This is a genomic window from Streptomyces sp. NPDC090499 (genome assembly GCF_044769305.1).
Lineage (GTDB): Bacteria > Actinomycetota > Actinomycetes > Streptomycetales > Streptomycetaceae > Streptomyces.
In genome coordinates this window covers 147,157-168,666 of the sequence record NZ_JBIVXP010000017.1, presented here as the reverse complement: position 1 = coordinate 168,666, position 21,510 = coordinate 147,157, and the positions used below count along the sequence as shown (strand labels likewise).

At 74.0% G+C, this 21,510-nt stretch carries 21 protein-coding genes; 11 read left to right on the top strand and 10 right to left on the bottom strand.

Annotated features, from left to right (window positions below; genetic code table 11):
• Positions 1-91: 91 nt before the first annotated feature.
• Positions 92-1,090, bottom strand: coding sequence for a TAXI family TRAP transporter solute-binding subunit (locus ACIQVL_RS40520; protein WP_403439384.1), 999 nt, complete (start codon positions 1,088-1,090; stop codon positions 92-94).
• A gap of 130 nt (positions 1,091-1,220) precedes the next feature.
• Here ACIQVL_RS40520 and ACIQVL_RS40515 point away from each other — a divergent pair, with 130 nt between their 5' ends.
• On the top strand, positions 1,221-1,655 hold the full coding sequence (locus tag ACIQVL_RS40515) for a MazG nucleotide pyrophosphohydrolase domain-containing protein (RefSeq protein WP_403477931.1): 435 nt from the start codon (positions 1,221-1,223) through the stop codon (positions 1,653-1,655).
• A 7-nt stretch (positions 1,656-1,662) separates the two neighbouring features.
• Here ACIQVL_RS40515 and ACIQVL_RS40510 read toward each other — a convergent pair whose 3' ends face one another.
• From ACIQVL_RS40510 to ACIQVL_RS40500, 3 genes are all read right to left on the bottom strand, one after another.
• Entirely contained in the window at positions 1,663-3,105 is a 1,443-nt protein-coding gene (locus ACIQVL_RS40510; RefSeq protein WP_403477950.1) for a hypothetical protein, read from the bottom strand.
• 247 nt (positions 3,106-3,352) lie between these two features.
• Positions 3,353-3,712 carry a DUF6204 family protein gene (locus ACIQVL_RS40505; protein WP_403477930.1) on the bottom strand — a complete coding sequence of 120 codons (360 nt, stop codon included), beginning with the start codon at positions 3,710-3,712 and terminating at the stop codon, positions 3,353-3,355.
• A 66-nt stretch (positions 3,713-3,778) separates the two neighbouring features.
• Positions 3,779-4,330 carry a histidine phosphatase family protein gene (locus ACIQVL_RS40500; protein ID WP_403439379.1) on the bottom strand — a complete coding sequence of 184 codons (552 nt, stop codon included), beginning with the start codon at positions 4,328-4,330 and terminating at the stop codon, positions 3,779-3,781.
• 193 nt (positions 4,331-4,523) lie between these two features.
• On the opposite strand from ACIQVL_RS40500, the gene ACIQVL_RS40495 reads away from it, so the two are divergent.
• Positions 4,524-5,381 carry an aminotransferase class IV family protein gene (locus ACIQVL_RS40495; RefSeq protein ID WP_403477929.1) on the top strand — a complete coding sequence of 286 codons (858 nt, stop codon included), beginning with the start codon at positions 4,524-4,526 and terminating at the stop codon, positions 5,379-5,381.
• A 198-nt stretch (positions 5,382-5,579) separates the two neighbouring features.
• On the top strand, positions 5,580-6,422 hold the full coding sequence (locus ACIQVL_RS40490; protein WP_403477928.1) for an isocitrate lyase/phosphoenolpyruvate mutase family protein: 843 nt from the start codon (positions 5,580-5,582) through the stop codon (positions 6,420-6,422).
• 209 nt (positions 6,423-6,631) lie between these two features.
• Here ACIQVL_RS40490 and ACIQVL_RS40485 read toward each other — a convergent pair whose 3' ends face one another.
• Complete coding sequence (locus ACIQVL_RS40485; protein WP_403439373.1) at positions 6,632-8,188, bottom strand: dihydrolipoyl dehydrogenase family protein; 1,557 nt, start codon at positions 8,186-8,188, stop codon at positions 6,632-6,634.
• A gap of 296 nt (positions 8,189-8,484) precedes the next feature.
• On the opposite strand from ACIQVL_RS40485, the gene ACIQVL_RS40480 reads away from it, so the two are divergent.
• The gene (locus ACIQVL_RS40480) at positions 8,485-9,237 is read left to right on the top strand and encodes an SDR family NAD(P)-dependent oxidoreductase (protein ID WP_403477927.1); all 753 of its coding nucleotides are present in this window, start codon (positions 8,485-8,487) and stop codon (positions 9,235-9,237) included.
• A gap of 26 nt (positions 9,238-9,263) precedes the next feature.
• Here ACIQVL_RS40480 and ACIQVL_RS40475 read toward each other — a convergent pair whose 3' ends face one another.
• Positions 9,264-10,163 carry a LysR family transcriptional regulator gene (locus ACIQVL_RS40475; RefSeq protein WP_403477926.1) on the bottom strand — a complete coding sequence of 300 codons (900 nt, stop codon included), beginning with the start codon at positions 10,161-10,163 and terminating at the stop codon, positions 9,264-9,266.
• Between the two features lie 215 nt (positions 10,164-10,378).
• On the opposite strand from ACIQVL_RS40475, the gene ACIQVL_RS40470 reads away from it, so the two are divergent.
• From ACIQVL_RS40470 to ACIQVL_RS40450, 5 genes are all read left to right on the top strand, one after another.
• Complete coding sequence (locus tag ACIQVL_RS40470; RefSeq protein WP_403439367.1) at positions 10,379-11,176, top strand: VIT1/CCC1 transporter family protein; 798 nt, start codon at positions 10,379-10,381, stop codon at positions 11,174-11,176.
• A 65-nt stretch (positions 11,177-11,241) separates the two neighbouring features.
• Positions 11,242-12,216 (top strand): aldo/keto reductase, encoded by a 975-nt coding sequence (locus ACIQVL_RS40465; protein ID WP_403439365.1) that lies wholly within the window; start codon positions 11,242-11,244, stop codon positions 12,214-12,216.
• Positions 12,216-13,130 carry an NAD(P)-dependent oxidoreductase gene (locus tag ACIQVL_RS40460; RefSeq protein WP_403477925.1) on the top strand — a complete coding sequence of 305 codons (915 nt, stop codon included), beginning with the start codon at positions 12,216-12,218 and terminating at the stop codon, positions 13,128-13,130. Before ACIQVL_RS40465 ends, ACIQVL_RS40460 begins: the two co-directional genes overlap by 1 nt.
• A 43-nt stretch (positions 13,131-13,173) precedes the next feature.
• On the top strand, positions 13,174-13,872 hold the full coding sequence (locus ACIQVL_RS40455; RefSeq protein WP_403477924.1) for an RNA polymerase sigma factor: 699 nt from the start codon (positions 13,174-13,176) through the stop codon (positions 13,870-13,872).
• Positions 13,869-14,102, top strand: coding sequence for a hypothetical protein (locus ACIQVL_RS40450; protein ID WP_403439359.1), 234 nt, complete (start codon positions 13,869-13,871; stop codon positions 14,100-14,102). The genes ACIQVL_RS40455 and ACIQVL_RS40450 overlap by 4 nt, the downstream gene beginning before the upstream one ends.
• Before the next feature lie 35 nt (positions 14,103-14,137).
• Here the strand turns inward: ACIQVL_RS40450 and ACIQVL_RS40445 are convergent, their stop codons facing one another.
• Positions 14,138-15,274, bottom strand: coding sequence for a lactonase family protein (locus ACIQVL_RS40445; RefSeq protein WP_403477923.1), 1,137 nt, complete (start codon positions 15,272-15,274; stop codon positions 14,138-14,140).
• 233 nt (positions 15,275-15,507) lie between these two features.
• Between ACIQVL_RS40445 and ACIQVL_RS40440 the strand changes: the two genes are divergently transcribed.
• On the top strand, positions 15,508-17,025 hold the full coding sequence (locus ACIQVL_RS40440) for an amidohydrolase (RefSeq protein WP_403477922.1): 1,518 nt from the start codon (positions 15,508-15,510) through the stop codon (positions 17,023-17,025).
• An 87-nt stretch (positions 17,026-17,112) separates the two neighbouring features.
• Here ACIQVL_RS40440 and ACIQVL_RS40435 read toward each other — a convergent pair whose 3' ends face one another.
• Positions 17,113-18,438: a lysine N(6)-hydroxylase/L-ornithine N(5)-oxygenase family protein gene (locus ACIQVL_RS40435; protein ID WP_403439353.1), complete on the bottom strand. Its 1,326-nt coding sequence runs from the start codon at positions 18,436-18,438 to the stop codon at positions 17,113-17,115.
• Positions 18,439-18,522: 84 nt separating this feature from the next.
• Between ACIQVL_RS40435 and ACIQVL_RS40430 the strand changes: the two genes are divergently transcribed.
• Positions 18,523-19,476, top strand: coding sequence for a methionyl-tRNA formyltransferase (locus tag ACIQVL_RS40430; protein ID WP_403477921.1), 954 nt, complete (start codon positions 18,523-18,525; stop codon positions 19,474-19,476).
• 44 nt (positions 19,477-19,520) lie between these two features.
• On the opposite strand, the gene ACIQVL_RS40425 is transcribed toward ACIQVL_RS40430, so the two are convergent.
• Both ACIQVL_RS40425 and ACIQVL_RS40420 read right to left on the bottom strand, forming a co-directional pair.
• Positions 19,521-20,423 carry an ABC transporter ATP-binding protein gene (locus ACIQVL_RS40425; RefSeq protein WP_403477920.1) on the bottom strand — a complete coding sequence of 301 codons (903 nt, stop codon included), beginning with the start codon at positions 20,421-20,423 and terminating at the stop codon, positions 19,521-19,523.
• Between the two features lie 4 nt (positions 20,424-20,427).
• A complete protein-coding gene (locus tag ACIQVL_RS40420) occupies positions 20,428-21,510 on the bottom strand; it encodes a FecCD family ABC transporter permease (RefSeq protein ID WP_403439350.1) in 1,083 nt (360 codons plus the stop codon).

Below are 21,510 nucleotides of genomic sequence, written 5' to 3'. Positions count from 1 at the left end.
GGGTGGGTGCGGTCGTGGTCCGGGTGCGGGTGGGTGGGGGTTGCTCGCGCAGTTCCCCGCGCCCCTTTCGGGGCGCCGCAGCCAGAGCATCTCAAGGCTTCACCGAGCGGTAGTAGCGGCGCGCACCCTCCTGCAGCGGCAGCGGGTCCGTGTAGATCGCGGTGCGCAGGTCCACCAGTTGGGCCGAGTGGACGTGGTTGCCGATGTCGTCGCGGCTCTTGATGACCGTGCGGGTCACCCACTCGGTGAGGCGCGGGTCGACGTCCTTGCGGGTCATCAGGACGTTGGACACCGCGATCGTGGGCACCGTCGTGCCCTGCTGCACGGACGGGTACGCCGACTCCGGCATGTTGGTCGCCCGGTAGTAGAGCGAGGCCGCGCCCTCGGTGTGCAGCTTGGTGACGAGGCTTCCCTCGATCGGGACGAACGTGAAGCTGAACTTCTTCGCCAGGTCCAGCAGCCCCTTGGTCGGCAGCCCGCCCGACCAGAAGAACGCGTCGATCTTGCCGCGCCGCAGCTGGTCCGGTCCGGTGTCTATGCCCTCGGACACCGGTGTGATGTCCTTCGCCGGGTCCACCCCGGCGGCCCTGAGCACCCGGTCGGCGATCAGCCGCACCCCCGAGTTGGGCAGCCCGACCGCCACCCGCTTGTGCCGCAGCTGCGCCACGTCGGTGATGCCGGAGTCGCGGGGTACGACGAGCTGGACGTAGTCGTCGTAGAGCCGCGCCACCCCGCGCAGCAGCCCCGCGTCCGGGCCGTCGTTCAGCTCGTACGTCTCCACCGCGTCGGCCGCCGCGATGGTGAAGTCGGCGTGGCCGGTCGCCACCCGCCGGACGTTCTCGTACGACCCGTTGCTCTGCACCAGCTTCACCTTCAGGCCGGGCATGTCCTTGCGCAGCTCGGTGCGGAGCCGCTCGCCGTACTCCTGGTAGACGCCGCGCAGCGTCCCGGTGCTGAAGACGATGGTCCCGGTCGGCGGCTTCTCGCCGAGCGGCAGCAGCCACCACAGCAGCAGGCCGAACGCGACGACGCCGGCGGTCGCACACTGGAGGGCGCGGCGTCTGCCGATACGGGGGAGCAGCTTGGACATGCGCGCGATCCTGCCAGCCGGTCACCGTCCTGACCAGGGCCGGGGGCGAGGCCGGGGTCGGGGCCGGGGTCGGGGCCGGGGGCACGGCGGCGGACCGGGGCTGTCAGTGGCGGCCGCTAGAGTCGTTCGCATGACCAGTTCCGTCCCCGGTGCCCCGAGCGGTACCTCGCCCGCCCGGCTCGTCCGGGAGTTCCACCACGCCTTCGGCCTGGCCGCCCGTACCACGCCGACCGAGGTCTCTCCCGAACTGGCCGCGCACCGCGGGGAGCTGCTCGCCGAGGAGGCCGCGGAGGTCGCCGAGGTCGCGGTCGAGGGGCCTCTCGACCGGCTCGCGCACGAACTGGCGGACGTGGTCTACTTGGCGTACGGCACCGCGCTGGTGCACGGGATCGACCTCGACGAGGTGCTCGCCGAGATCCACCGGTCCAACATGAGCAAGCTGGGGCCCGACGGGCAGGTGGCCCGCCGGGCCGACGGCAAGGTGCTCAAGGGGGAGCACTACCGGGCGCCGGACGTCTCGGCGGTGCTGCGCGGCCAGGGCTGGATACCGGGCGGCGCGGCCTGACCCGAGGTCAGAGGGTGCCGCCGGCCAGCTTCCACTCACGGTGCAGGGCGCCCAGCGGGATGCCCCGCTCCAGTACCGGTGTGCCGAAGACCGACAGCTGGAGGCGGAGGGTGCCGGAGAGGTCGACACCGCCGTAGAGGTTCCAGGTTCCCTGGGCGTCCGCGCCCGGGGTGGCGGAGGTGGCGGTGACCGTGCCGGTGGCCTCGCCGCGCAGGTACGGCGCCAGGTCGGCCGTCACGCCCACGCTGCCGTAGAGGCCGACGGAGGCCTCGGCGCCCAGGGTGGTCCGGACGCTTCCCGATGTGGTCACCGAGGTGCGCACCGGCGTGCTCGTCATGGTCGAGCTGCTGACCGGGGTCCAGCCCTGGGCCGTGCCGAAGGTGCCGCCCGCCTTGAATGCGCCCTTCAGGTTCTGCTCCACGTCGACCGTGATCTTGCCGTCGCCGCTCACCTGGAGGTAGCAGGTCAGGTCGAGGTTGACGACGACGGGGACCGCGCCGACCTGGAGGACCGGGTCGGCGTGCAGCTTGGCGAACGGGATGCGCAGCGGGGTGGCGGTGGCCCCGGCCCGCCCCTTGACCGCCCAGCCGGAGTCCCAGTCGCCGGAGACGCCGAGGTAGGCGGTGCCGGGTGCGGTGCCGGTGCCCGCGCCGCCGTAGGCGAAGTCGACCTGCGGGGCGACCTGGACGAAGCCGGAGACCGAGGCCGCGGCGGAGGCCGGCGCACCCGCGGCGACCGGCACCTCGGTGCTGACGTCCAGGCGGAGGCTGCCGAGCGGCACGGTGGCACCCTCGGGTCCGACGTGCGCGTCGCCGGACTTGGACCAGGAGACCTTGACGTCGGGCAGCAGCTTGTCGACGTCGAAGGCGGCCGGGTCGACGGGCACGGTGCCCTTGGCGGTGTCGTCGCCGAGCAGGGCGTCGAGGGTCGCGGGCTCGGTCTGCACCTCGGTGCCCGCGTCGGTCTCGCCGAGCACCTTGGTCACCTTGGCGAGCAGCCCGTCCGGGGCGCCGGGCGCAGGGGCGCTGGCGATGACGTCACCGACAGCGGCCTGCCGGGCGGATGCCGATGCCGACGGCGACGGTTTCGGCGACGGCGACGGCGACGAGGAGCTGGGGGAGACGGCGGGTGCGGCCGTCTTCCCCTTGCCCGTCGAACTCCCGTGTTTCGCAGTGGATATGACGGCACGTCGGGTCTTGCTGTCGTACGAGGCGACGGTGAGCGTGGTGCGGTGCGCCGGCCGGCCCGTACCCGCCGAGCCTGCGGCCGTGGTCGCGGCGGTGGCCGGCGCGGCGGCGACGGCGAGCGTCCGGCCGTCCGTGCCGGCCGCGGCGGTGGAGCCGTCGGAGACCTGGGCGGCCTCCCGTGCGCGGCCGTCGGCGGCGGCCTGGTGCGGCGGCGAGGAGCAGCCGGCGGCGAGGAGGAGGGCGGTCACGGCGAAGCCGGGCATGAGGGCACGCCCGAGCCTTGTGCGTCTGCGCAAGGTCAGTCCTGAGGGTGGGGGGGTGACGAAGAGACACCGATCGTGGTTACCGGCGGGTAGTACCGGCCGGTAACTCGGTGTGGCCCCCGAGCATGCCACGCCCGCGGCACAGGCTCCCCACAATCCGGCCACATCTCGACGTGACCTGAACCACGGCGACTTCGCGCCGCCATGGCCGGTTCCGGCGGCGCCGGAACCGGAGTTGGGGCCGGGGTCAGCCCTGCCGCTGCGCCGCCGCCCGGCGCTGCCGCTTGCTCAGGGGCGCCTGGGAGAGGTCCTCCGCGCTGGACCTGAGGTTCTTGTAGCCGTAGCCGCGCTCGGTGAGCCACGCCTTGGCCGTCTCCTCGGCGCGCTCGGTCGCCACCAGGATGTCCTCCTCGTCCTCCCCGGTGTCCTGGAAGCGGAAGGTGAACGCCGGACGGGCGGTGATGTCGTAACTGAGGTGGCCCTCGGGCGTGAAGGCCGCGCGCAGCACGTCGTGCTCGGCGGCGTGGGAGAGCAGTTCGGCGCGCTGCTCGGCGCTGAGGCCGTCGAAGACGCCGCGGACGGTGACGCGGAACGTGCGGGTGGTCATGGCGTGACCCTAGACAGGACGGAGCACACCGCTCCACCGCATTTCCGGCAGCGTGCCGGACCGCGCCTAGCCGCCGACCTGGCCGAGCCGCAGGTTCCAGCGCCCGGGGCCGCCCGTGATCTCCGTCGCCGACAGCGGCGGGACGTCCACGCGCCAGAACGCGGCCTCGGGCGCCCCCAGCGCGTGCAGCACCACGGCCCGCACCACCTCCGGCTCCACCACGGCGATCGTCCTGCCGATGGTCAGGCCCGTCCGGTCCAGCCAGCCGGTGACCCGGGCGCACAACTCCCGTACCGATTCACCGCCGTGTGGTGCGGCACCCGGGTCGGTCAGCCACTGGAGCAACGCGTCGGGTTCGGCGGCACCGACCTCGTCCAGCGTCCGCCCCCGCCAGCGCCCCGCGTCCAGGCCCGACAGCTCGGGCTCCGCCGAGGCGTCGAGGCCCAGCGCGGCCGCCGTCTCCCGGCAGCGCACGCTGGGTGAACTGACCTCCCCGCCCGCGGCCGGCAAGGACAGCGCGACCGCCTCGGGCCTCTCGATCGAGTCGCCGTCGTCGAAGCGGGCCCGCCGCAGCGAGGGGGTGATGGCCGGGGCCACGAGGATGACTCGGCAGGTCACGGGGGTGGTTCCTCCTCGGTCGTACAGCGGGCGCCGGCGATGGTGAGTGCCGGACGCGCACGACAGTACGCCGCGACGTCGGAGTCGGCGCCGGCGTCGGGTTCGGTTCGGGTTCGGTTCGGGTTCGCCGACGGTACGGCAGCCGACCCGGCTCGCTTCCGACCCGGCTCTGCCCGCAGTTATCGTGGCCCGGATGCGGCCGACGGGCCGGGCGTGCGGCGAGAAGGGGATCGTCATCGACCGGGTGGAGATCAACGGGGCGAAAGCGGACGCCGAGGACCTGAAGCTGCTCGCGCGGGCCAACTACGCGCATTTCACGTCCATGCAGGTGCGGGGCGGCGCGGTCCGGGGGCTGGATCTGCACCTGACGCGGCTGGACGGGAGCGCCCGGGAATTGTTCGGCAGGGGGCTCGGCGCCGAGCGGGTGCGGGACTGCGTGCGGCACGCTCTCGACGGAGGGCCGGACGCCGTGTCGGTGCGGGTGGTCGCTTTCACGAGCAGGCTCGGTGACGTGGCGCGCGGCGAGCCCGTCGAACCCGACCTGGCCGTGCTGACGAGTGCTCCCGCACAGGCGCAGACCGGCCCGGTGCGACTGCGGGCGGTCGAGTACGAGCGGGACCTGCCCCACGTCAAGCACGCCGGGACGGTCGGGCTCACGCACCGCCGGCGCCAGGCGGTGCTCGCCGGCTACGACGACGCGCTGTTCACCGACCGGCACGGCCGGATCAGCGAGGCGTCGCTCTCCAACATCGGTGTCTACGACGGGGAACGGGTCGTCTGGCCCGAGGCCGCCATGCTCCCCGGCATCACGATGCAGCTCCTGCAGCGGGGACTGGAGGCCAAGGGCATCCCGGCCGAGCGGCGTGAGATCCGGCTCGGGGACCTCGTGGGCGGTGCGTCCGGCTTCGCGGGCTGTTCCGCGTTCCTGGCGAACTCGATCTCGCCGGCCGTGCCGGTGGCGAGCATCGACGGGACGGCGCTGGTCGTCGACTCGGCCGTGACGGACCTGCTCGTGGACTGCTACGAGACCAACCCCTGGCAGATCGTCTAGAGGCCGCCGGGGAGAAGTACCGTCCACGGCGGCCTTCACGCCGGTCCCGCCGGGCACCGAACTCGGCATCCGCGCCCCCACGACCTCGGCCCGGCGGCCCACTCGGTCGTCGCCGTCGGGTACGGCGGCACCCACGTCGACGTCTGCCCCGCCGGGCCGGGCGCCGCTGACGCCCGGTTGTCAGTGCCGGCTGACAGGATGTTCCGCGTGGACACTCAACGCCGGGAACGGGCCGCACGCTTCGTGGAGTTGCACCGGGAGGGCTGCCTCCTGCTCCCCAACGCCTGGGACGTGGGGAGCGCCCGCGTCCTGGAGTCGGCCGGTTTCCCGGCCGTGGCCACCACCAGCGCGGGCATCGCCTTCTCCCTGGGCCGCGCGGACCACGACTACGGCGGTGGCCGGGTCGGCCGCGCGACGATGCTGGACCGGGTCCGGGAGATCGCCGCCGAGGTGCGCGTCCCGGTCAGCGCCGACCTGGAGGACGGGTTCGGCGAGGCGCCCGGGACCGTGGCCGAGACCATCTCGATGACACTCGCGTCGGGAGCGGCGGGCGGCAACATCGAGGACTTCACCGGCGACCGCTCCCGGCCGCTGTACGACCCGGAGCTCGCGGCCGACCGGATCCGCGCCGCGCGCGAGGCGGTCGACGCGGCAGGCGAGCCGTTCGTCCTCGTCGGCCGCACCGACGTGCTGCTCACCGGCGGTTCGCTCGACGAGGCGGTGCGGCGGGCCAACGCGTATCTGGCGGCGGGCGCCGACTGCGCGTTCGTGCCGGGCGCGGCCGACGCCGGGACGATCGGCACCCTGGTGCGGGAGCTCGACGGCCCGCTGAACGTGGTGATGGGCCTGACGGGCGGCGCCCTGTCCCTGGCCGACCTCCGCGGACTCGGCGTGCGCCGGGTCACGGTGGGCGGCAGCATCGCCCGTGCGATGTACGCGCAGCTGCTGGCCGCGGCCCGGGAGCTGGCGGACCGGGGGACCTTCTCCTACGCCGAGAACCAGATCTCGCAGACGGACCTGAACGAGCTCTTCCACAGATGAGGCCCGTCAGTGGTGGGCGGGCCGGCGGTGTGCGGCCGCCGGCCGCCTGCAGCCGGTCGTCCGGGACCTTCTCTCCGCCACCGCAGAAGGTGCGCGGCGCCAACAATGTGTGCGGTGCTCACGCCACGGGTGCGATGTCGGCGCCGTGAACATTTTTCGGCTCCGGTCGGCCGCGCTGAGCGCTGCGGGGGAGGTGCCGCGATGTGCCGTCAGGCGGGTGCGGCGCCGTCGTGGCCGGCCGCGCGGTTCCCCGCACCGCTTCGGGGCGCTGCCGCGACGAGGAACACCCAGATCTCGCTGACCGTGGGGAACGGCGCGATCGCGTGCCGGAGGCGTTTGAGGGGGACCTCGCCGGCGACCGCGATGGTGGCCGCGTGCAGCATTTCGCTGACCCCGGACCCGACCATGGTCACCCCGAGCAGCACGTCCCGGTCGACGTCGACGACCAGCCGGGCGTGGCCGGTGTAGCCGTCGGCGTAGAGGTTGGCGCCCTGGGCGGCGTTCAGGTCCAGGTCGACCGTCTCGACGCGGTGCCCGGCGGCGGCCGCCTGCTCGGCGGTCAGGCCCACCGCGCCCGCCTCCGGGTCGGTGAAGAAGACCTGGGCCACGGCATGCCGGTCGGCGGTCGTGGCGTGGTCGCCCCAGTCCCCGTCGTCCAGCGGCCGCCCGGCGGCGCGGGCGCCGATGGCGTCACCGGCCGTCCGTGCCTGGTACTTGCCCTGGTGGGTGAGGAGCGCGCGGTGGTTGACGTCCCCGAGGCCGTACAGCCACGCCCCCTCCACCCCGTCGACCAGGCAGGTCGTGTCCGTGTCCAGCCAGGTACCGGGGGTCAGGCCCACGGTCTCCAGGCCGATGTCGTCGGTGTTGGGCGTGCGCCCGGTGGCGAACAGGACCTCGTCGGCCTCCAGTTCGCTGCCGTCGTCGAGGGTGAGCGTCACCGGCCCGTCCGGGTCCGGGCGACGCAGCGCGGTCACCTGGACGCCCGTCCGTACGTCCGCGCCGGCCTCGGCCAGCCCCTGGGCGACCAGCTCCCCGGCGAAGGCCTCCATGCGGGGCAGCAGCCGCCGCCGGACGAGCAGGGTGACCCGCGATCCGAGCCCCTGCCACAGCGTCGCCATCTCCACGCCGACCCCGCCGCCGCCGACCACGACGAGCCGACCGGGCACGGTGCTGGAGTCGGTGCCGTGCCGGTTCGTCCACGGCCGGGCCTCCTCGATCCCCGGGATGTCCGGCAGCGCGGGCCGGCTGCCGGTGGCGAGGGCCACCGCGTGCCGGGCGACGAGGGTCTGCCGGGCGCCGTCGTCCCGGCTGACGGTGACCCGGCGCGGCCCGTCGAGCCGGCCCTGGCCGCGGAACAGGTCGGCGCCGATGGACTTCACCCACAGCGCCTGCCCGCTGTCGTCCCAGTCGGTGACGTAACGGTTGCGGCGGGCGAAGACCGCGGCGTCGTCGATGCGTCCGGTGACGGCCTGCCGGGCGCCGTCCACGCGGCGGGCGTCGGCGACCGCGAGGACCGGCCGCAGCAGCGCCTTGCTGGGGACACAGGCCCAGTACGAGCACTCGCCGCCGACGAGCTCCCGCTCCACGACGGCCACGGAGAGCCCGGCGGCCCGTGCCCGGTCGGCGACGTTCTGCCCGACCGGGCCCGCGCCCAGGACGATCACGTCGTACGTGCCGCTCCCCCCGGACGCGTTCGGCGCCGCCTCCGGCGCCGCGCTGGTGTCCGCGTGCGGTTCTGCGTGCAGTTCTGCGTTCGGTTCGCTCATTGCTGCCTCACCTGACGATCGGTGCCGGTCCGCACTGTTCCGGGCCGCCGGGGCCCCGAGCCGTACGGGTCATGTAACCGCGGGACGTGTGCAGTCGGTCGCGCCACGGCCATACGGCCGGTGAAGAGCCGCCATAAGCGCCGCTTCTGGCCGGGGCGCTTATGAGGGGCATCGGATCCGCCGATGGGGAGAACGGAATCCCGGGAACGCCGCTGCCGCTATGGACTCCCGTCGCCTCACGAACGAGGCGGCGGGACGATGGATTCGCCCCACTTTCCACACTTTAAGGACACCTCATGAGTTCTGCTGACCTGACCGGACGCGTGGCCCTGCTGACCGGCGCGACCAGCGGCATCGGCGCCGCGACCGCGGCACTGCTCGCCGAGCGCGGTGCGCACGTCCTGGTCGCGGGGCGCGACGCGGACCGGGGCGAGCGGGTGGTCGGCGCCGTCCGGGAGCGCGGCGGCAAGGCGGACTTCCTGGCGGCCGACCTGCGCGACGCCGACTCGGTACGGCGCCTGGCCCGCGAGGCCACCGCGCTGGGCGGCGGCCGCGTCGACATCCTCGTGAACAGCGCCGGCGTCTTCCCGTTCGGGCCGACGGCACAGACCCCCGCCGACCAGGTGGACACCGTCTACGACCTGAACGTGAAGGCGCCGTTCTACCTGGTGGGAGAGCTCGCCCCGGCCATGGCCGAGCGCGGGCGGGGTGCCATTGTCAACGTCAGCACCATGGTCGCCGAGTACGGAGTGGCGGGGATGGCGCTGTACGCGTCGAGCAAGGCGGCGGTGAACCTGCTGACCAAGTCCTGGGCGGCCGAGTTCGGCGCGCAGGGGGTCCGGGTCAACGCCGTGGAGCCCGGCCCCACCCGCACCGAGGGCACGGCCGTCATGGGGGACGCCCTGGACGTCCTGGCCGCTCAGGCCCCCGCCGGACGGCCCGGTGAGGCGCGCGAGATCGCCGAGGCGATCGCCTATCTGGTGAGCGACGCGGCGAGCTTCGTGCAGGGTGCGATCCTGCCGGTCGACGGCGGCCGTACGGCCGTCTGACGGATCCCTTCAGGCGCGGCCCGGTACTACTCCGGTACCGACCGGTCCAGCGCGGCGACGAACCGGCCGAGGTCCCGGCGGCGGGAGTCGGCCGGCCACACCACCCAGGTGCGCCGCACCAGCGGCGCTCCGGCCAGCGGTGACCAGGTCACGTGGTCGGGGAGCGGCTGCTGCCAGCCGCGCGGGGCCAGCGCGAAGGCCTGCCCGGAGGCGACCGCGGCCAGTTTCACGTCGGCGATCAGTGCCTGCCCCTCGGGGGCCTCGGGGCCGAGATCCAGGCCGTGGCCGCGCAGGACCGCGGTCAGCTCGTCGTACCAGACGGGGCTGCCGGCGCGCGGGAACCCGACCCACCGCAGGGTCCCGAGCGCGTCGAGCGGGATGCCTCGGGGTCCGGCGAGCTCGGCGGCCTGCGCGGTGGCGACCAGCACGCCGAGTTCCTCCCGGACGACGAGCAGCGCGTCGAACTCCGGCCCGGCCGGCCGCTCCCGCAGCAGGCCGACATCGAGCTCACCGGCCCGCAACGCGGCCAGCTGCTCCGCCGTGGACAGGTGCCGGGCCTGCACCCGGGTCTCCGGATGCGCCTCGGCGAGCTCGGCCAGCGCCGGGTCGAGCAGCCCGGACGGCAGTTCCAGGGGGATCCCGATGCGCAGGGCCCCGCCGCCCGGACCTGCGTACCCGGCCATCACCCGCACCGCCCGGTCGTGCCGGGCGAGCACCGCCCGTGCCTCGCCCAGCAGGGCGGTCCCGGCCTCGGTGACCTTCACCCCGCTGCTCCCGCGCACCAGCAGCCGCACCCCCAGCTGCCGCTCCAGCCCGCTGATCGTCTGGGACAGCGCGGGCTGGCTGACATGCAGCCGCCGGGCGGCGGCCGACAGCCCGCCCTCCTCCACCACCGCGACGAACGCCCGCAACTCCCGCAACTCCATGCCGACATGCCATCACGGCCGCGGACCGGAGTCACGCCGGGCGGGGGCCGGTGCCGTGGGCGACCCATCTCTCCCGGAGATAGCCCTTATCTGCGACTTTCTTCCCAAAACGGGATAGAGACGGATCCCTCGGGCGTTGGTATGTACGACGGCGAATAGCCGGAGAAACGGTATTCGCCAGGGACGATAACCGTCATCGAGGATCGGAGCCGGCCATGTCGCTGACATCGGGTGAACTGTCGTACACCGCGCCCGCGGGTGCCGTAGGCGTGCAGAACAAGAGGTCCGCCGAGGACGCGGGCGGGCGCGGCGCCGACCGTGCCGAGCGGTCGCGTCCCGCAGACCGCTCCGGCGCGCTGCGCGCCGCGGTGTTCGGCGTCAACGACGGCCTGGTCTCCAACACGGCCCTGGTGATGGGTTTCGCCGGGTCCGGCCTCTCCGGTACCGCCGTCCTGTTCGCGGGGGTCGCGGGACTGCTCGCCGGAGCGTTCTCCATGGCGGCCGGCGAGTACATCTCCATGCGCAGCCAGCGCGAGGCCTACGAGCGGGAGATAGCCGTCGCGGCCGGCCGGCTGCGCGCCGACCCGGACGTGGAGGAGGCCGAACTCGCCCGGCTCTACCGGGACAAGGGACTGGACGCGGCCGACGCCCGGCATGTCGCCACGACCATCATGCGGGACCACGACACCGCCCTGAACACCATGGTCCGCGAAGAACTCGGGCTGGACCCCGACGAGCTGGGCTCGCCGTGGTCGGCGGCGCTGTCCAGTCTCGCCTCGTTCACCGCCGGCGCGCTGATGGCCGTCCTGCCCTACCTCTTCCTGTCGGGGACGGCCGCCCTGCTGCTCGCCGTCGCCCTGGCCGGCAGCGCCCTGTTCGCCGTCGGCGGTGCCATCGGCCTGCTCAACGGCCGGTCGCCGCTGGTCTCCGGGGCCCGCCAGCTCTTCGTGGGCGCCCTCGCCGCCGCGGCCGTCTACGGGATCGGACACGTGGTCGGCGCCAGGGTCACCTGAGCCCGCCCCCGGCCCGGCCGGCAGCACCCACCTCACCACGTACGGATCAGACACGGAGGAACATCATGCGGTACACCACACTGGGGCCGACCGGGCTGCGGGTCTCCCGCATCGCCTTCGGCACCTGGCAGCTCGGCGGGGACTGGGGTGCCTTCGCCGAGGACGACGCCAGGAAGGCCGTCCTGCGGGCCCGCGAGCTCGGGGTGAACTTCTTCGACACCGCCCAGGGGTACGGATTCGGCGCCTCGGAGCGGCTGCTGGGCGACGCCCTGCGGACGGAACTGCGCGAGCACCGCGACGAGCTCGTGATCGCCACCAAGGGCGGCCTGCGAGACACCGGTACCGGAGTCGCCCGGGACGCGAGCCCCGCCGCCCTGCGCGCGGGCGTCGACGCCAGCCTGACCGCGCTCGGCGTCGACCGCATCGACCTCTACCAGGTCCACTGGCCCGACCCGAAGGTGCCGCTCGCCGAGACCGCAGGGGCGCTGCGGGAACTGGTCGAGGCCGGAAAGATCCGGCACGTGGGGGTCTCCAACTACTCCGCCGGGCAGATGGCCGAGTTCTCCCGGGTCCTGCCGGTGGAGACCCTGCAGCCGCCGTACCACCTCTTCCGCCGGGAGATCGAGGACACCGTCCTGCCGTACGCCCGCGGTCACGGCATCGGCGTCCTGGTCTACGGCCCGCTCGCGCACGGCCTGCTGACCGGCACCCTCAGCGGGGGGACCGTCTTCCCGGCCGGCGACTGGCGGGCGAAGAGCGGGGTGTTCCGCGGCGATACCTACCGGCGCAACCTCGCGGTGGTCCGCGTGCTCCGGGAGTTCGCCGCCTTCCGCGACATGACGGTCAGCCAGCTCGCCATCGCGTGGACGCTGGCCCAGCCGGGGGTGGACGTGGCGATCGTCGGCGCGCGACGCCCCCACCACGTCGAGGACAGCCTCGCCGCCGCGGACCTCTCGCTCGACGAGACCGACCTCAAGGACATCGACTCGATCACGGCGGAGGCCACCCCGGTCGCCGGCCCGACCCCGGAGAGTGTGTGATGACCGGGCGGACCGGCGCGGGGACGGAAGGGACGCGGACCGGAAGAACGCGGGTCGCGGTCCTCGGCACGGGTGTCATGGGCGCCCCCGTCGCCCGCAACCTGCTGCACGCCGGGTTCGACGTGACGGTGTGGAACCGGACCCGGCAGAAGGCCGAGGCACTGGCCGGCCGGGGCGCGAAGGTGGCCGGCTCCCCGGCCGCGGCGGCCGCACCGGCGGAGTTCCTGATCACCATGCTCACCGACGGGGCCGCCGTGGAGAGCGCGATGACCGGTGCGGACGGCGCGCTGGCCGCGCTCGCCCCGGACGCGGTCTGGATCCAGATGAGCACGGTCGGCGTCGCCGCGACCCGGCGGCTGGCGGAACTCGCGCAGGGGGGCGTCGGCTTCGTCGACGCCCCCGTCTCCGGGAGTTCCGGGCCGGCGGACCGCGGCGAGCTGCTCGTCCTCGCCTCCGGCGATCCCGGACTGCGGCCCCGCGTACAGCCGTTGTTCGACGTACTGGGCCGCCGCACGCTGTGGCTCGACCGCCCCGGGGACGGCAGCCGCTTCAAGATCGTGCTCAACAACTGGCTCGCGGTCCTGGTCGAGGGCATGGCCGAGACCGTCAGCCTGGCGGGTGCCCTCCGGCTGGACCCCGGCCTGGTCCTGGACACCCTCGCCGGGAGCCCGCTGGGCTCCGCCTACGCGACCGCCAAGGGCCGGGCCATGGTCGAGCGCGACTTCGCCCCGGGCTTCCCGCTGCGGCACGCGGGCAAGGACGCGGCCCTCGCCCTGTCGGCCGCCGACCACCAGGAGCTGGAGCTGCCGCTCACCGAGGCGCTGCTCAAGCGCTGGGACGAGGCGGTCTCGGCCGGTCACGCCGAGGACGACGTGGCCTCGGCCGTCACCGTGGCGGGACACAAGCGCCCCTGAGCCCCCGCCGAGGGCCCAAGCCGGCGCGGCTACGATGGCGCGCATGGCGTCTGCGGTCGGACACGAACAGGGCGAGCCCGCGCGGACCGCGGCCGTGACGCCCGCCGGCGGCCCGCACGACCTCGATCCCGTCTCGGCGTCCTGGGTGCGGGAACTGTCCTCGACCGGCGCCGTCTACGAGACGGCGTGCGCCCGGCTGCACGGCGATCTGCTGCGGATCGCCAGGCGCGAACTGGCCAGGCGGCGTTCCCGGTTCGGCTTCGACGGTCCCGAGGCCGACGACCTCGCCCACCAGGCCGCCGCGGACGCCCTGCTCGCCATCACCCGGAAGATCGGTGACTTCCGCGGGGAGAGCCGCTTCACCACCTGGGCGTACCGGTTCGTCGTCCTGGAGGTGTCGGCGAAGACCGGCCGTCACTTCTGGAGCACGCGGCGGGTGGAACTCGACGGCGAGGACTGGGAGCGGCTGCCCGACCGGCTCGGTGCCGGGCCCGCGGAGTCGTCCGAGGCGCGCGCCCTGGCCGCCGCCGTGCGCACGGCGGCCGACGAGGTGCTCACCGACCACCAGCGCAGGGTCTTCGTGGCGCTGGTCCTGGACGCCGTACCGCTGGACGCGCTCGCCCTGGAACTGGGGAGCAGCCGCAACGCCCTCTACAAGACGATGTTCGACGCCCGGCGCAGGCTGCGCGACCACCTCGTGGCCCACGGCTACCTGGACGTGATCCCCGGGAGGCGGTCATGACGAACCCGGACCGGCTCTCCGTACGGGCGGCGCTGGAGCGGTTCCTGACCACGGACCCGGCGGACGTGGGCTGCGCGGAGGCCCTGCGCCTGCTCCACGTGTACGCGGACCTGAAGGCGGCCGGCGGCGATCCCGGGCGCCGGTGGCCGGGAGTCGCCGCGCACCTGCGTGCCTGCGGGCCCTGCGGGGAGGACTACGAGGGGCTGCTCGCCGCCGTCCTGGAGACCTGAACCGGGTCCCGGGCGCACCGGCGAGCAGCCTGCCGTCAGGAGGCGGCGATGCCTTCGCCGCCGACGGCGCCGGGGACGAGAACCGAGCCCGACCGGGTCAGGGAGCCGTCGTGGTTGACGCGGAACTCGTCGACGCCGCCCTCCTTGCCGGTCTGCGCGTACAGGAACCGGCCGTCCGAGGAGACGTCGGCGTCCACCGTCCCGGCGCCGGTCGCGGTGTTGCCGACGGCCGTCAGCGTGCCGTCCGCGCCGACCCGCAGGCCGGACAGGGTGCCGCTGCCCGCGTTGGAGGCGTAGACGTGCCTGCCGTCGCGGACGATCCAGCAGGTCGCCGCCTGGCCGGTCGCCACCTCGGAGACCTTGGTCAGCCGCAGGTCCGCGCCGACCCGGAAGGTGGCGACCGAGTTGGTGCCCGCCTCGGTCACCACCAGCCGCCCGCGGGCGTCGAAGGTGAAGCCGAAGGGCACCGCGCCGGGGGTCGGGGTGACCACGGGACGGGCGGCGATGCCGGACCGGCCCACCGGGAACACGTCTATCGTGTCGGCGCCTGCCTTCGTGGTCACCACCAGCGCGCGGCCGTCCGGGGTGAAGGCGAGCTGTCCCGGCGTGTGGGTGAACTGGGGGGCGGCGGCCGGGTCCAGGCCGAGCGGGCGGTGCCAGGCGGCCACCTTCACGAGCGAGCCGTGCACGGTGCGGAAGCCCTGCACGGAACCGCCGCCCAGCGCGTTGAGCACGTACACCAGGCCGCCGTGGACGGCCACGCCGACCGGGAAGTCGCCTCCCGACGACACGATCTGACGACGCACCAGCCGGTCGCCGTGGACCGCGAACACCGTGACCGTGTCGCTGCCGGCGTTCACGGCGTAGAGCAGGCCGTGCGCCCTGTCGTACGTCAGCGACCCCTGCGAGGCGAGGTGGTCGACCACCGACCCGTCGAGGACACCGCCCAGCCCACCGGTCCGGTACACGCCGCTCTGGCGCAGCGTCCCGTCCGCGGCACGGCTGTACGCCACCACGGCGTTGCCGTTCACCCCGTCGGTCTGGACGAACACGGCGCCGTGGGCACCGCCGGAGTATGCCGACGCGGGCCCGGTGCCCAGCGCCAGAGTCGCGGCGGCGGCCACGGTCACGGCGACCGACGCGGCGGCCTTCGACTTCTTGCCCATCGTCATTTCCCCTGTACTCCTGTCGACATGGCGGCAGCGGCCGCCGGCGGTGGTGCGGGACCCGGTTCGGTCCCACACCGGATCTGCGTCGCCGGGGGCACGGTCCTTTCCTCGTCCGGCGGTCACGAAAGATCTCCGTAAGAACTCGGCGTGCACAGGGGCGTCCGGCATCGATCGAGGCCGAGTAAGGTAAACCTAAGTTGATTGTGCTGTCGCTGTTGAGGGCGGACGGAGGCTCGATGACGGAGGTCGCAGGCACACCGTGCAGGCCGGCGCTGACGCTTGGCCGGGTGCGGCTGGGGGCGGGCGGACCGCTGGCCGGGGTGCGGGTGGCGGACGGCAGGGTCACTCATGTGGTCCCGGACCGGGGGGCCGCGGAGCCCGCCGGACCGGTCGCGGGTGAACAGGTCCTCGACCTGGACGGGCGCGTCCTGCTGCCCGGTCTCTGGGACGCGCACGTCCACCTCGCCGAGTGGGCGAGCGCGCGCCGCCGCCTCGACCTCTCCGGGACCGCCTCCGCGCGGGAGGTGGCCGACCGGGTGCGCGCGCACGGCCGTACGGCCCCCGGCGCGGGAACGGTTCTGTTCGGGTACGGCTTCCGGGACGGGCTCTGGCCCGACGCCCCGGACCGGCGACTCCTCGACGCGGCCCTGCCGGACCGCCCGGCCGCCCTGGTCAGCGCCGATCTGCACGCCGTATGGCTGAACTCGGCCTGCCTGGCACTGGTCGGCCGCGGCGACCACCCGACCGGGCTGATCCGGGAGGCGGAGGGCCACGAGGTCCTCTCGGCCCTGCCCGAGGTGCCGGCCGGGACACTGGACGACTGGATCGCCGACGCCTGCCGGGCCGCCGCCGCCCGCGGGGTCACCGGGTTGATCGACTTCCAGTACGGCGACACCGTGGGCGCCTGGGAGCGCCGTTCGGCACAGGCCCCGCCCGCCGTACGGGTGTCCGCCGCCGTCTACCCGAGCCACCTGGACGCGGCCCTCGCGCGCGGGCTGCGCACCGGCTCCGGGATCGGCGCGTCCGGCGGCCTGGTGCGGGTCGGCCCGCTCAAGCTCTTCACGGACGGCTCGCTCAACACCCGTACCGCGCTGTGCCGGGACCCCTACCCGGGTCTGGAGAACACGGACGACGCGCACGGCATCGAGCAGACGGCACCGGACGAGCTGGTCCGGCTCATGCGCCGGGCCGCCGCCCACGGCATCGAACCGGCGGTGCACGCCATCGGCGACCGGGCCAACACCGTCGCCCTGGACGCCTTCGAGGCGGTGCGCTGCCGCGGCCGGATCGAGCACGCGCAGCTGCTCAGCCCCGAGGACCTCCCGCGCTTCGCCGAGTTGGGGGTCACGGCCGGGGTACAGCCCCGGCACGCGACGGACGACCGGGACGTGGCGGACCGGTACTGGGCCGGACGCACCTCCCGCGCCTTCGCCTACGCCGACCTGCTGGCCGCCGGGGCACGGCTGGAGTTCGGCTCCGACGCCCCCGTCTCCCCGCTGGACCCCTGGCTCGCCGTCGCGTCGGCCGTGACCCGGACCGACGACGGGCGTCCCGCCTGGCACCCGGAGCAGCGCCTGCCGGTGCGGGAGGCGCTGGCCGCGGCGGCCCGCGGACGCCGGCTCATCAGGGTCGGGGACCCCGCGGACCTGGTGGTCGTGGACGTGGATCCGCTGACGGCGGGCCCGGACACGCTACGCGCGCTGCCGGTGCACGCCACGATGACGGCCGGGCGCTGGACCCACGGGCCGTACTGAAAGCGCCCGCTCTCGCGGGCCTTGGGCGGACCCCGTGGCCCGGACGGGACCGTACCGTCCGGGCCACGGGAGTGCGGGGGCGGCGGGTCAGGCCGCCGTGGCCCGGTCGGACAGCAGGGACCGGTGGATCTCCTGGGCCCGGACCGCCACGGTCGACAGCAGGGTGCTGGTGAGGCCGTGGGTGTGCTCGGTGCCGCCCTGGAGGTAGATGCCGGCCTCGACCTCCGGCGCCGTCTCCACGCGGTGGTCCCGGCCGACCCGGATCGCGTCGCCGTCGTCCTTGAGGCAGAGCTTGGCCGCGTCGCCCATGAGCGCGGTCAGGTCCCGGGGCCGGTAGCCGGTGGCGAGCACCAGGACGTCGGCGGCGAGCGTCTGCTGTTCGCCGGTGGGCAGGAACTCGACGGTGACGCCGAGGCCGCCGTCCGGCCCGTCCGCGACCTCGCGGACGCGGGAGACGTTGAGGAAGCGCAGCCGCTCCCGGCCGGCCACCTTCTCCCGGTACGTGGTGGCGTACAGCGACTCGATCAGGTCCATGTCGACGACCGAGTAGTTGGTGGAGCGGTGGTAGTCCAGCAGGGACTGCTTGACCGCGGACGGCGCGGAGAAGTAGACGTCGACCGCCTCCGGATCGAAGATCCGGTTGGCGAACGGGCTGTCGTCCGCGGGCGTGTAGCCGTACTTGGCGAAGACCGAGCAGACCTCGGCGTCCGGGAAGGTGCGGTGCAGGTAGTCCACCGTCTCCGCGGCGCTCTGCCCGGCACCGAGCACCACCGCCCGCCGCACCGGCGCACCGGCGGCGGCCAGTTGCCCGGCCTTCGGTATCAGTTCGCTGTTGTGCCAAACCCGTTCGGCGAGTTCGAGCCCCGGCGGCACGTGCGGTTCAAGGCCCGTCGCCACGCTGATGTTGCGCGTGCGGTGGGTCACGGTCGTCCCCGGGACTCCCGTGGCACGGCAGGTGACGTCGAAGAACCTCACCCGGCCCGCGTCGTCGCGCACCGGGTCCACCGCGACCACCTCGCTGTCGTAGGAGACCAGGTGCGCGACCCGGGCCGCCGCCCACTCGAAGTACTCGTGGAACTCCATCCGCAGCGGGAAGAGCGTCTTCTGGTTCAGGAAGTCGATCAGTCTGCCCTGTTCGCGCAGGAAGCAGAGGAAGCTGTAGTCGCTGGTCGGGTTGCGCAGGGTGACGAGGTCCTTGAGGAAGGAGACCTGCATCGTGGCGTCGTCGATCAGCATGCCCCGGTGCCAGCCGAACCTCGGCTGTCGCTCCAGGAACAGGGCGTTGAGACGGCTGTCCGCCGCGAGACCCGCGTTGTGCTCCTCAACCGCTATGGAGAGAGCGAGATTTGACGGGCCGAAACCGATTCCGATGATGTCGTGGACGACGTCGGAACCCATGACCGGTGATTTCACCTTTGCATCGCCTCCCTCAGGCAGACCCATGCTAGATAAGGTAAGGCTTACCTAGCAATGGAGTCTCTGAAGGGAAGGTCCGTCATGCGGGTCGTCATGCTCGGTTACCAGACCTGGGGTCATCGCACGCTGCAGGCGCTGCTGGACTCCGATCACGAGGTGGTTCTCGTCGTCACCCATCCGAGGAGCGAGCACGCCTACGAGAAGATCTGGGACGACAACGTCGCCGAGCTGGCCGAGAAGCACGGCGTCCCGGTGCTGCTGCGCAACCGCCCCGACGACGCCGAACTCCTCGCCGCGGTACGGGAGTCGGGGCCGGACATCATCGTCGCCAACAACTGGCGGACCTGGCTGCCCCCGGAGCTGTTCGACCTGCCCCCGCACGGCACCCTCAACATCCACGACTCCCTGCTGCCGGCCTACGCCGGGTTCTCCCCGATCATCTGGGCGCTGATCAACGGCGAGGAGCGGGTCGGGGTGACCGCGCACCGCATGAACGCCGAACTCGACGCCGGGGACGTCCTGGTGCAGCGCTCGGTGCCGGTCGGGCCCGCCGACACCGCCACCGACCTCTTCCACCGGACCGTCGGCCTGATCGCGCCCATCGTGCGCGAGTCCCTCGACCTGATCGCCGCCGGCCGGGACGCCGGCCAGTGGGTGCCGCAGGACCGCACCCGCGCCAGCTTCTTCCACAAGCGGTCCCTGGAGGACAGCCGCATCGACTGGACCTGGCCCGCGGAACGCCTGGAGCGCCTGGTACGGGCCCAGTCGGACCCGTACCCGAACGCCTACGCCTACCACCGCGGCGAGCGGCTCAGGATCGTCTCCGCCGCCGTCTCCGAGGGCCGTTACGGCGGTACCCCGGGCCGGATCTTCATCCGCGAGGGCGACGGCGTGGTCGTGGTGGCGGGCGCCGACGCCCACACCGGACGCTGCCGGGGGCTGCTGGTCCGGCGGGTGCGCACGGACGACGGCACGGAGTACGCGGCCGCGGACCACTTCCGCACCATGGGGGGTTACCTGACGTCCCGTCCCTGAGCGCGGGCCCGTCGCCCGGCGCGGGCCCGGCCCCGGCCGCCGGCTCAGTCGACGGCGGCCGGTACCGCGCCCCGGGCGTCGCGGGTGTCGCCGTCGCGGGTGTCGCCGTCGTGGTGGTGGCGGCCGAGCGGGATCACCATCGGGGTGCCGCTGACCGGGTCGGGGGTGATCCGGCAGCGCAGGTCGAAGACGTCCTCGACGGTCGCCTCGGTGACCACCTCGGCCGGGGTGCCCTGGGCGACGATGCGGCCGGCCTTCATGGCGATGACGTGATCGGCGTACCGGCAGGCCTGGTTGAGGTCGTGCAGCACCATCACCACCGTGCGGCCCTCGCGCCGGTTGAGGTCCGTGACGAGGTCCAGGACATCGATCTGGTGGGCGAGGTCGAGGTAGGTCGTCGGCTCGTCCAGGAGGAGGACCGGGGTGCCCTGGGCGACGGCCATGGCGATCCACGCGCGCTGCCGCTGGCCGCCGGAGAGCTCGTCCACCGGCCGGTCCGCGAGCTCGGTCAGGCCGGTCGCGGCCAGCGCGTCCCGTACGGCCTCCTCGTCCGCCGCCGACCACTGCCGCCACCAGGTCTGGTGCGGGGAGCGCCCGCGGTTCACCAGGTCGGCGACGGTCAGCCCCTCCGGCGCCACCGGGGTCTGCGGCAGGATGCCGAGAGTGCGGGCGAGTTCCCGGGTCGGTATGGAGCGCAGGGCGGTGCCGTCCAGTTCGACGACGCCTTCGCGCGGGGCCAGCAGCCGGGCGAGGGCGCGCAGCAGCGTCGACTTGCCGCAGGCGTTGGCGCCGACGACGGCCGTGATCCGGCCGGTGGGCACGGTGAGGTCGAGGTCGGTCACCACCGGCCGTCCGTCGTAGGCGAGATGGAGCCCGCGGGCCCGCAACTCGGGTCCGGCGGCGGGCTGTTCGGGGGAGCCCGGGGCGCGCGGGGCGGTGGTCGACATGGGATCAGCCTCCAGATCCCGCGCGGTTGGCGCGGACGAGCAGCCACAGCAGGACCGGCGCGCCGAGGGCGCCGGTGACGACCCCGACCGGCAGTTCCGTCCCGGGGACCGCCTCGCGGGCGAGGAGGTCGGAGCCGAGGACGACGAACGCGCCGGTGAGGCCGGAGACGAGCGGGGGCGGTGCCGAGGTGCCGGCCAGCCGCAGGGCGATCTGCGGGCAGGCCAGGGCCACGAAGGCCACCGGTCCGGCCGCCGCCGTGCCGAAGGCGACCAGGCCGACCCCGGTCAGCAGCAGCGCCAGCCGGACCGGCTGGACGGGGGTGCCGAGCCCGGCGGCCACGTCGTCGCCGAGCTGGAGGGTGCGCATCCAGCGGCCCAGGCCCAGGGTGACGGGCAGCAGCACGGCGAGGGCGATCGCCAGTGCGTCGACCTGGCCCCAGGTACGGCCGTTGAGGTTGCCGACCAGCCAGCCGAGGGCCTCCTCGGCCTGGAACCGGTTGCCGCGCGCCACCAGGAAGTCGGTGGCGCTGGTGCAGATCCAGGAGACGCCGATGCCGACGAGGATGATGCGGTAGCCGGTGGCCCCGCCCTTCCAGGCCAGCGCGTACACGAGCAGCGCGGTCGCCAGGGCGCCGAGCAGTCCGACCGTGGACAGCCCGAGCCCGCCGGCCCACCCGAGCACCACCGCCGCGACCACCGCGGTGCCGGCGCCCTCGGTCAGCCCGATCATGTCGGGGCTGGCCAGCGCGTTGCGGGTCATCGTCTGGAACACCGCCCCGGACACCCCGAAGGCGATGCCGACCAGGAGGCCGGTGAGGGCGCGCGGCAGCCGCAGGTCCCGGACCACGACGAGCGTGCCGGGGTCGCCCACGCCGAACAGGGCCCTGACGACGTCGGGCAGGCTCACCGGGTAGTCGCCGAGGGCCAGTCCCCAGCAGAACAGCGCGAACGCGCCCACGCCGACGAGGACTCCGGTCAGCACCAGGCGCGGCCGCAGCATGCCCGAGACGGGGGGCACGGCCAGCCGGAACGGCCGGTCGCGCAGCGCGGGCCGGGCCGGAGCGACGGGGGACGACTGTGCGGGCAC

Coding starts and splice junctions, on each gene's coding strand:
- ACIQVL_RS40465 (WP_403439365.1), top strand. CDS start 11,242: ATGCGGTACACCACACTGGGGCCGACCGGGCTGCGGGTCTCCCGCATC.
- ACIQVL_RS40515 (WP_403477931.1), top strand. CDS start 1,221: ATGACCAGTTCCGTCCCCGGTGCCCCGAGCGGTACCTCGCCCGCCCGG.
- ACIQVL_RS40510 (WP_403477950.1), bottom strand. CDS start 3,105: ATGCCCGGCTTCGCCGTGACCGCCCTCCTCCTCGCCGCCGGCTGCTCC.
- ACIQVL_RS40460 (WP_403477925.1), top strand. CDS start 12,216: ATGACCGGGCGGACCGGCGCGGGGACGGAAGGGACGCGGACCGGAAGA.
- ACIQVL_RS40485 (WP_403439373.1), bottom strand. CDS start 8,188: ATGAGCGAACCGAACGCAGAACTGCACGCAGAACCGCACGCGGACACC.
- ACIQVL_RS40425 (WP_403477920.1), bottom strand. CDS start 20,423: ATGTCGACCACCGCCCCGCGCGCCCCGGGCTCCCCCGAACAGCCCGCC.
- ACIQVL_RS40520 (WP_403439384.1), bottom strand. CDS start 1,090: ATGTCCAAGCTGCTCCCCCGTATCGGCAGACGCCGCGCCCTCCAGTGT.
- ACIQVL_RS40495 (WP_403477929.1), top strand. CDS start 4,524: ATGCGGCCGACGGGCCGGGCGTGCGGCGAGAAGGGGATCGTCATCGAC.
- ACIQVL_RS40470 (WP_403439367.1), top strand. CDS start 10,379: ATGTCGCTGACATCGGGTGAACTGTCGTACACCGCGCCCGCGGGTGCC.
- ACIQVL_RS40480 (WP_403477927.1), top strand. CDS start 8,485: ATGAGTTCTGCTGACCTGACCGGACGCGTGGCCCTGCTGACCGGCGCG.
- ACIQVL_RS40475 (WP_403477926.1), bottom strand. CDS start 10,163: ATGGAGTTGCGGGAGTTGCGGGCGTTCGTCGCGGTGGTGGAGGAGGGC.
- ACIQVL_RS40430 (WP_403477921.1), top strand. CDS start 18,523: ATGCGGGTCGTCATGCTCGGTTACCAGACCTGGGGTCATCGCACGCTG.
- ACIQVL_RS40450 (WP_403439359.1), top strand. CDS start 13,869: ATGACGAACCCGGACCGGCTCTCCGTACGGGCGGCGCTGGAGCGGTTC.
- ACIQVL_RS40455 (WP_403477924.1), top strand. CDS start 13,174: ATGGCGTCTGCGGTCGGACACGAACAGGGCGAGCCCGCGCGGACCGCG.
- ACIQVL_RS40490 (WP_403477928.1), top strand. CDS start 5,580: ATGTTCCGCGTGGACACTCAACGCCGGGAACGGGCCGCACGCTTCGTG.
- ACIQVL_RS40505 (WP_403477930.1), bottom strand. CDS start 3,712: ATGACCACCCGCACGTTCCGCGTCACCGTCCGCGGCGTCTTCGACGGC.
- ACIQVL_RS40445 (WP_403477923.1), bottom strand. CDS start 15,274: ATGACGATGGGCAAGAAGTCGAAGGCCGCCGCGTCGGTCGCCGTGACC.
- ACIQVL_RS40440 (WP_403477922.1), top strand. CDS start 15,508: ATGACGGAGGTCGCAGGCACACCGTGCAGGCCGGCGCTGACGCTTGGC.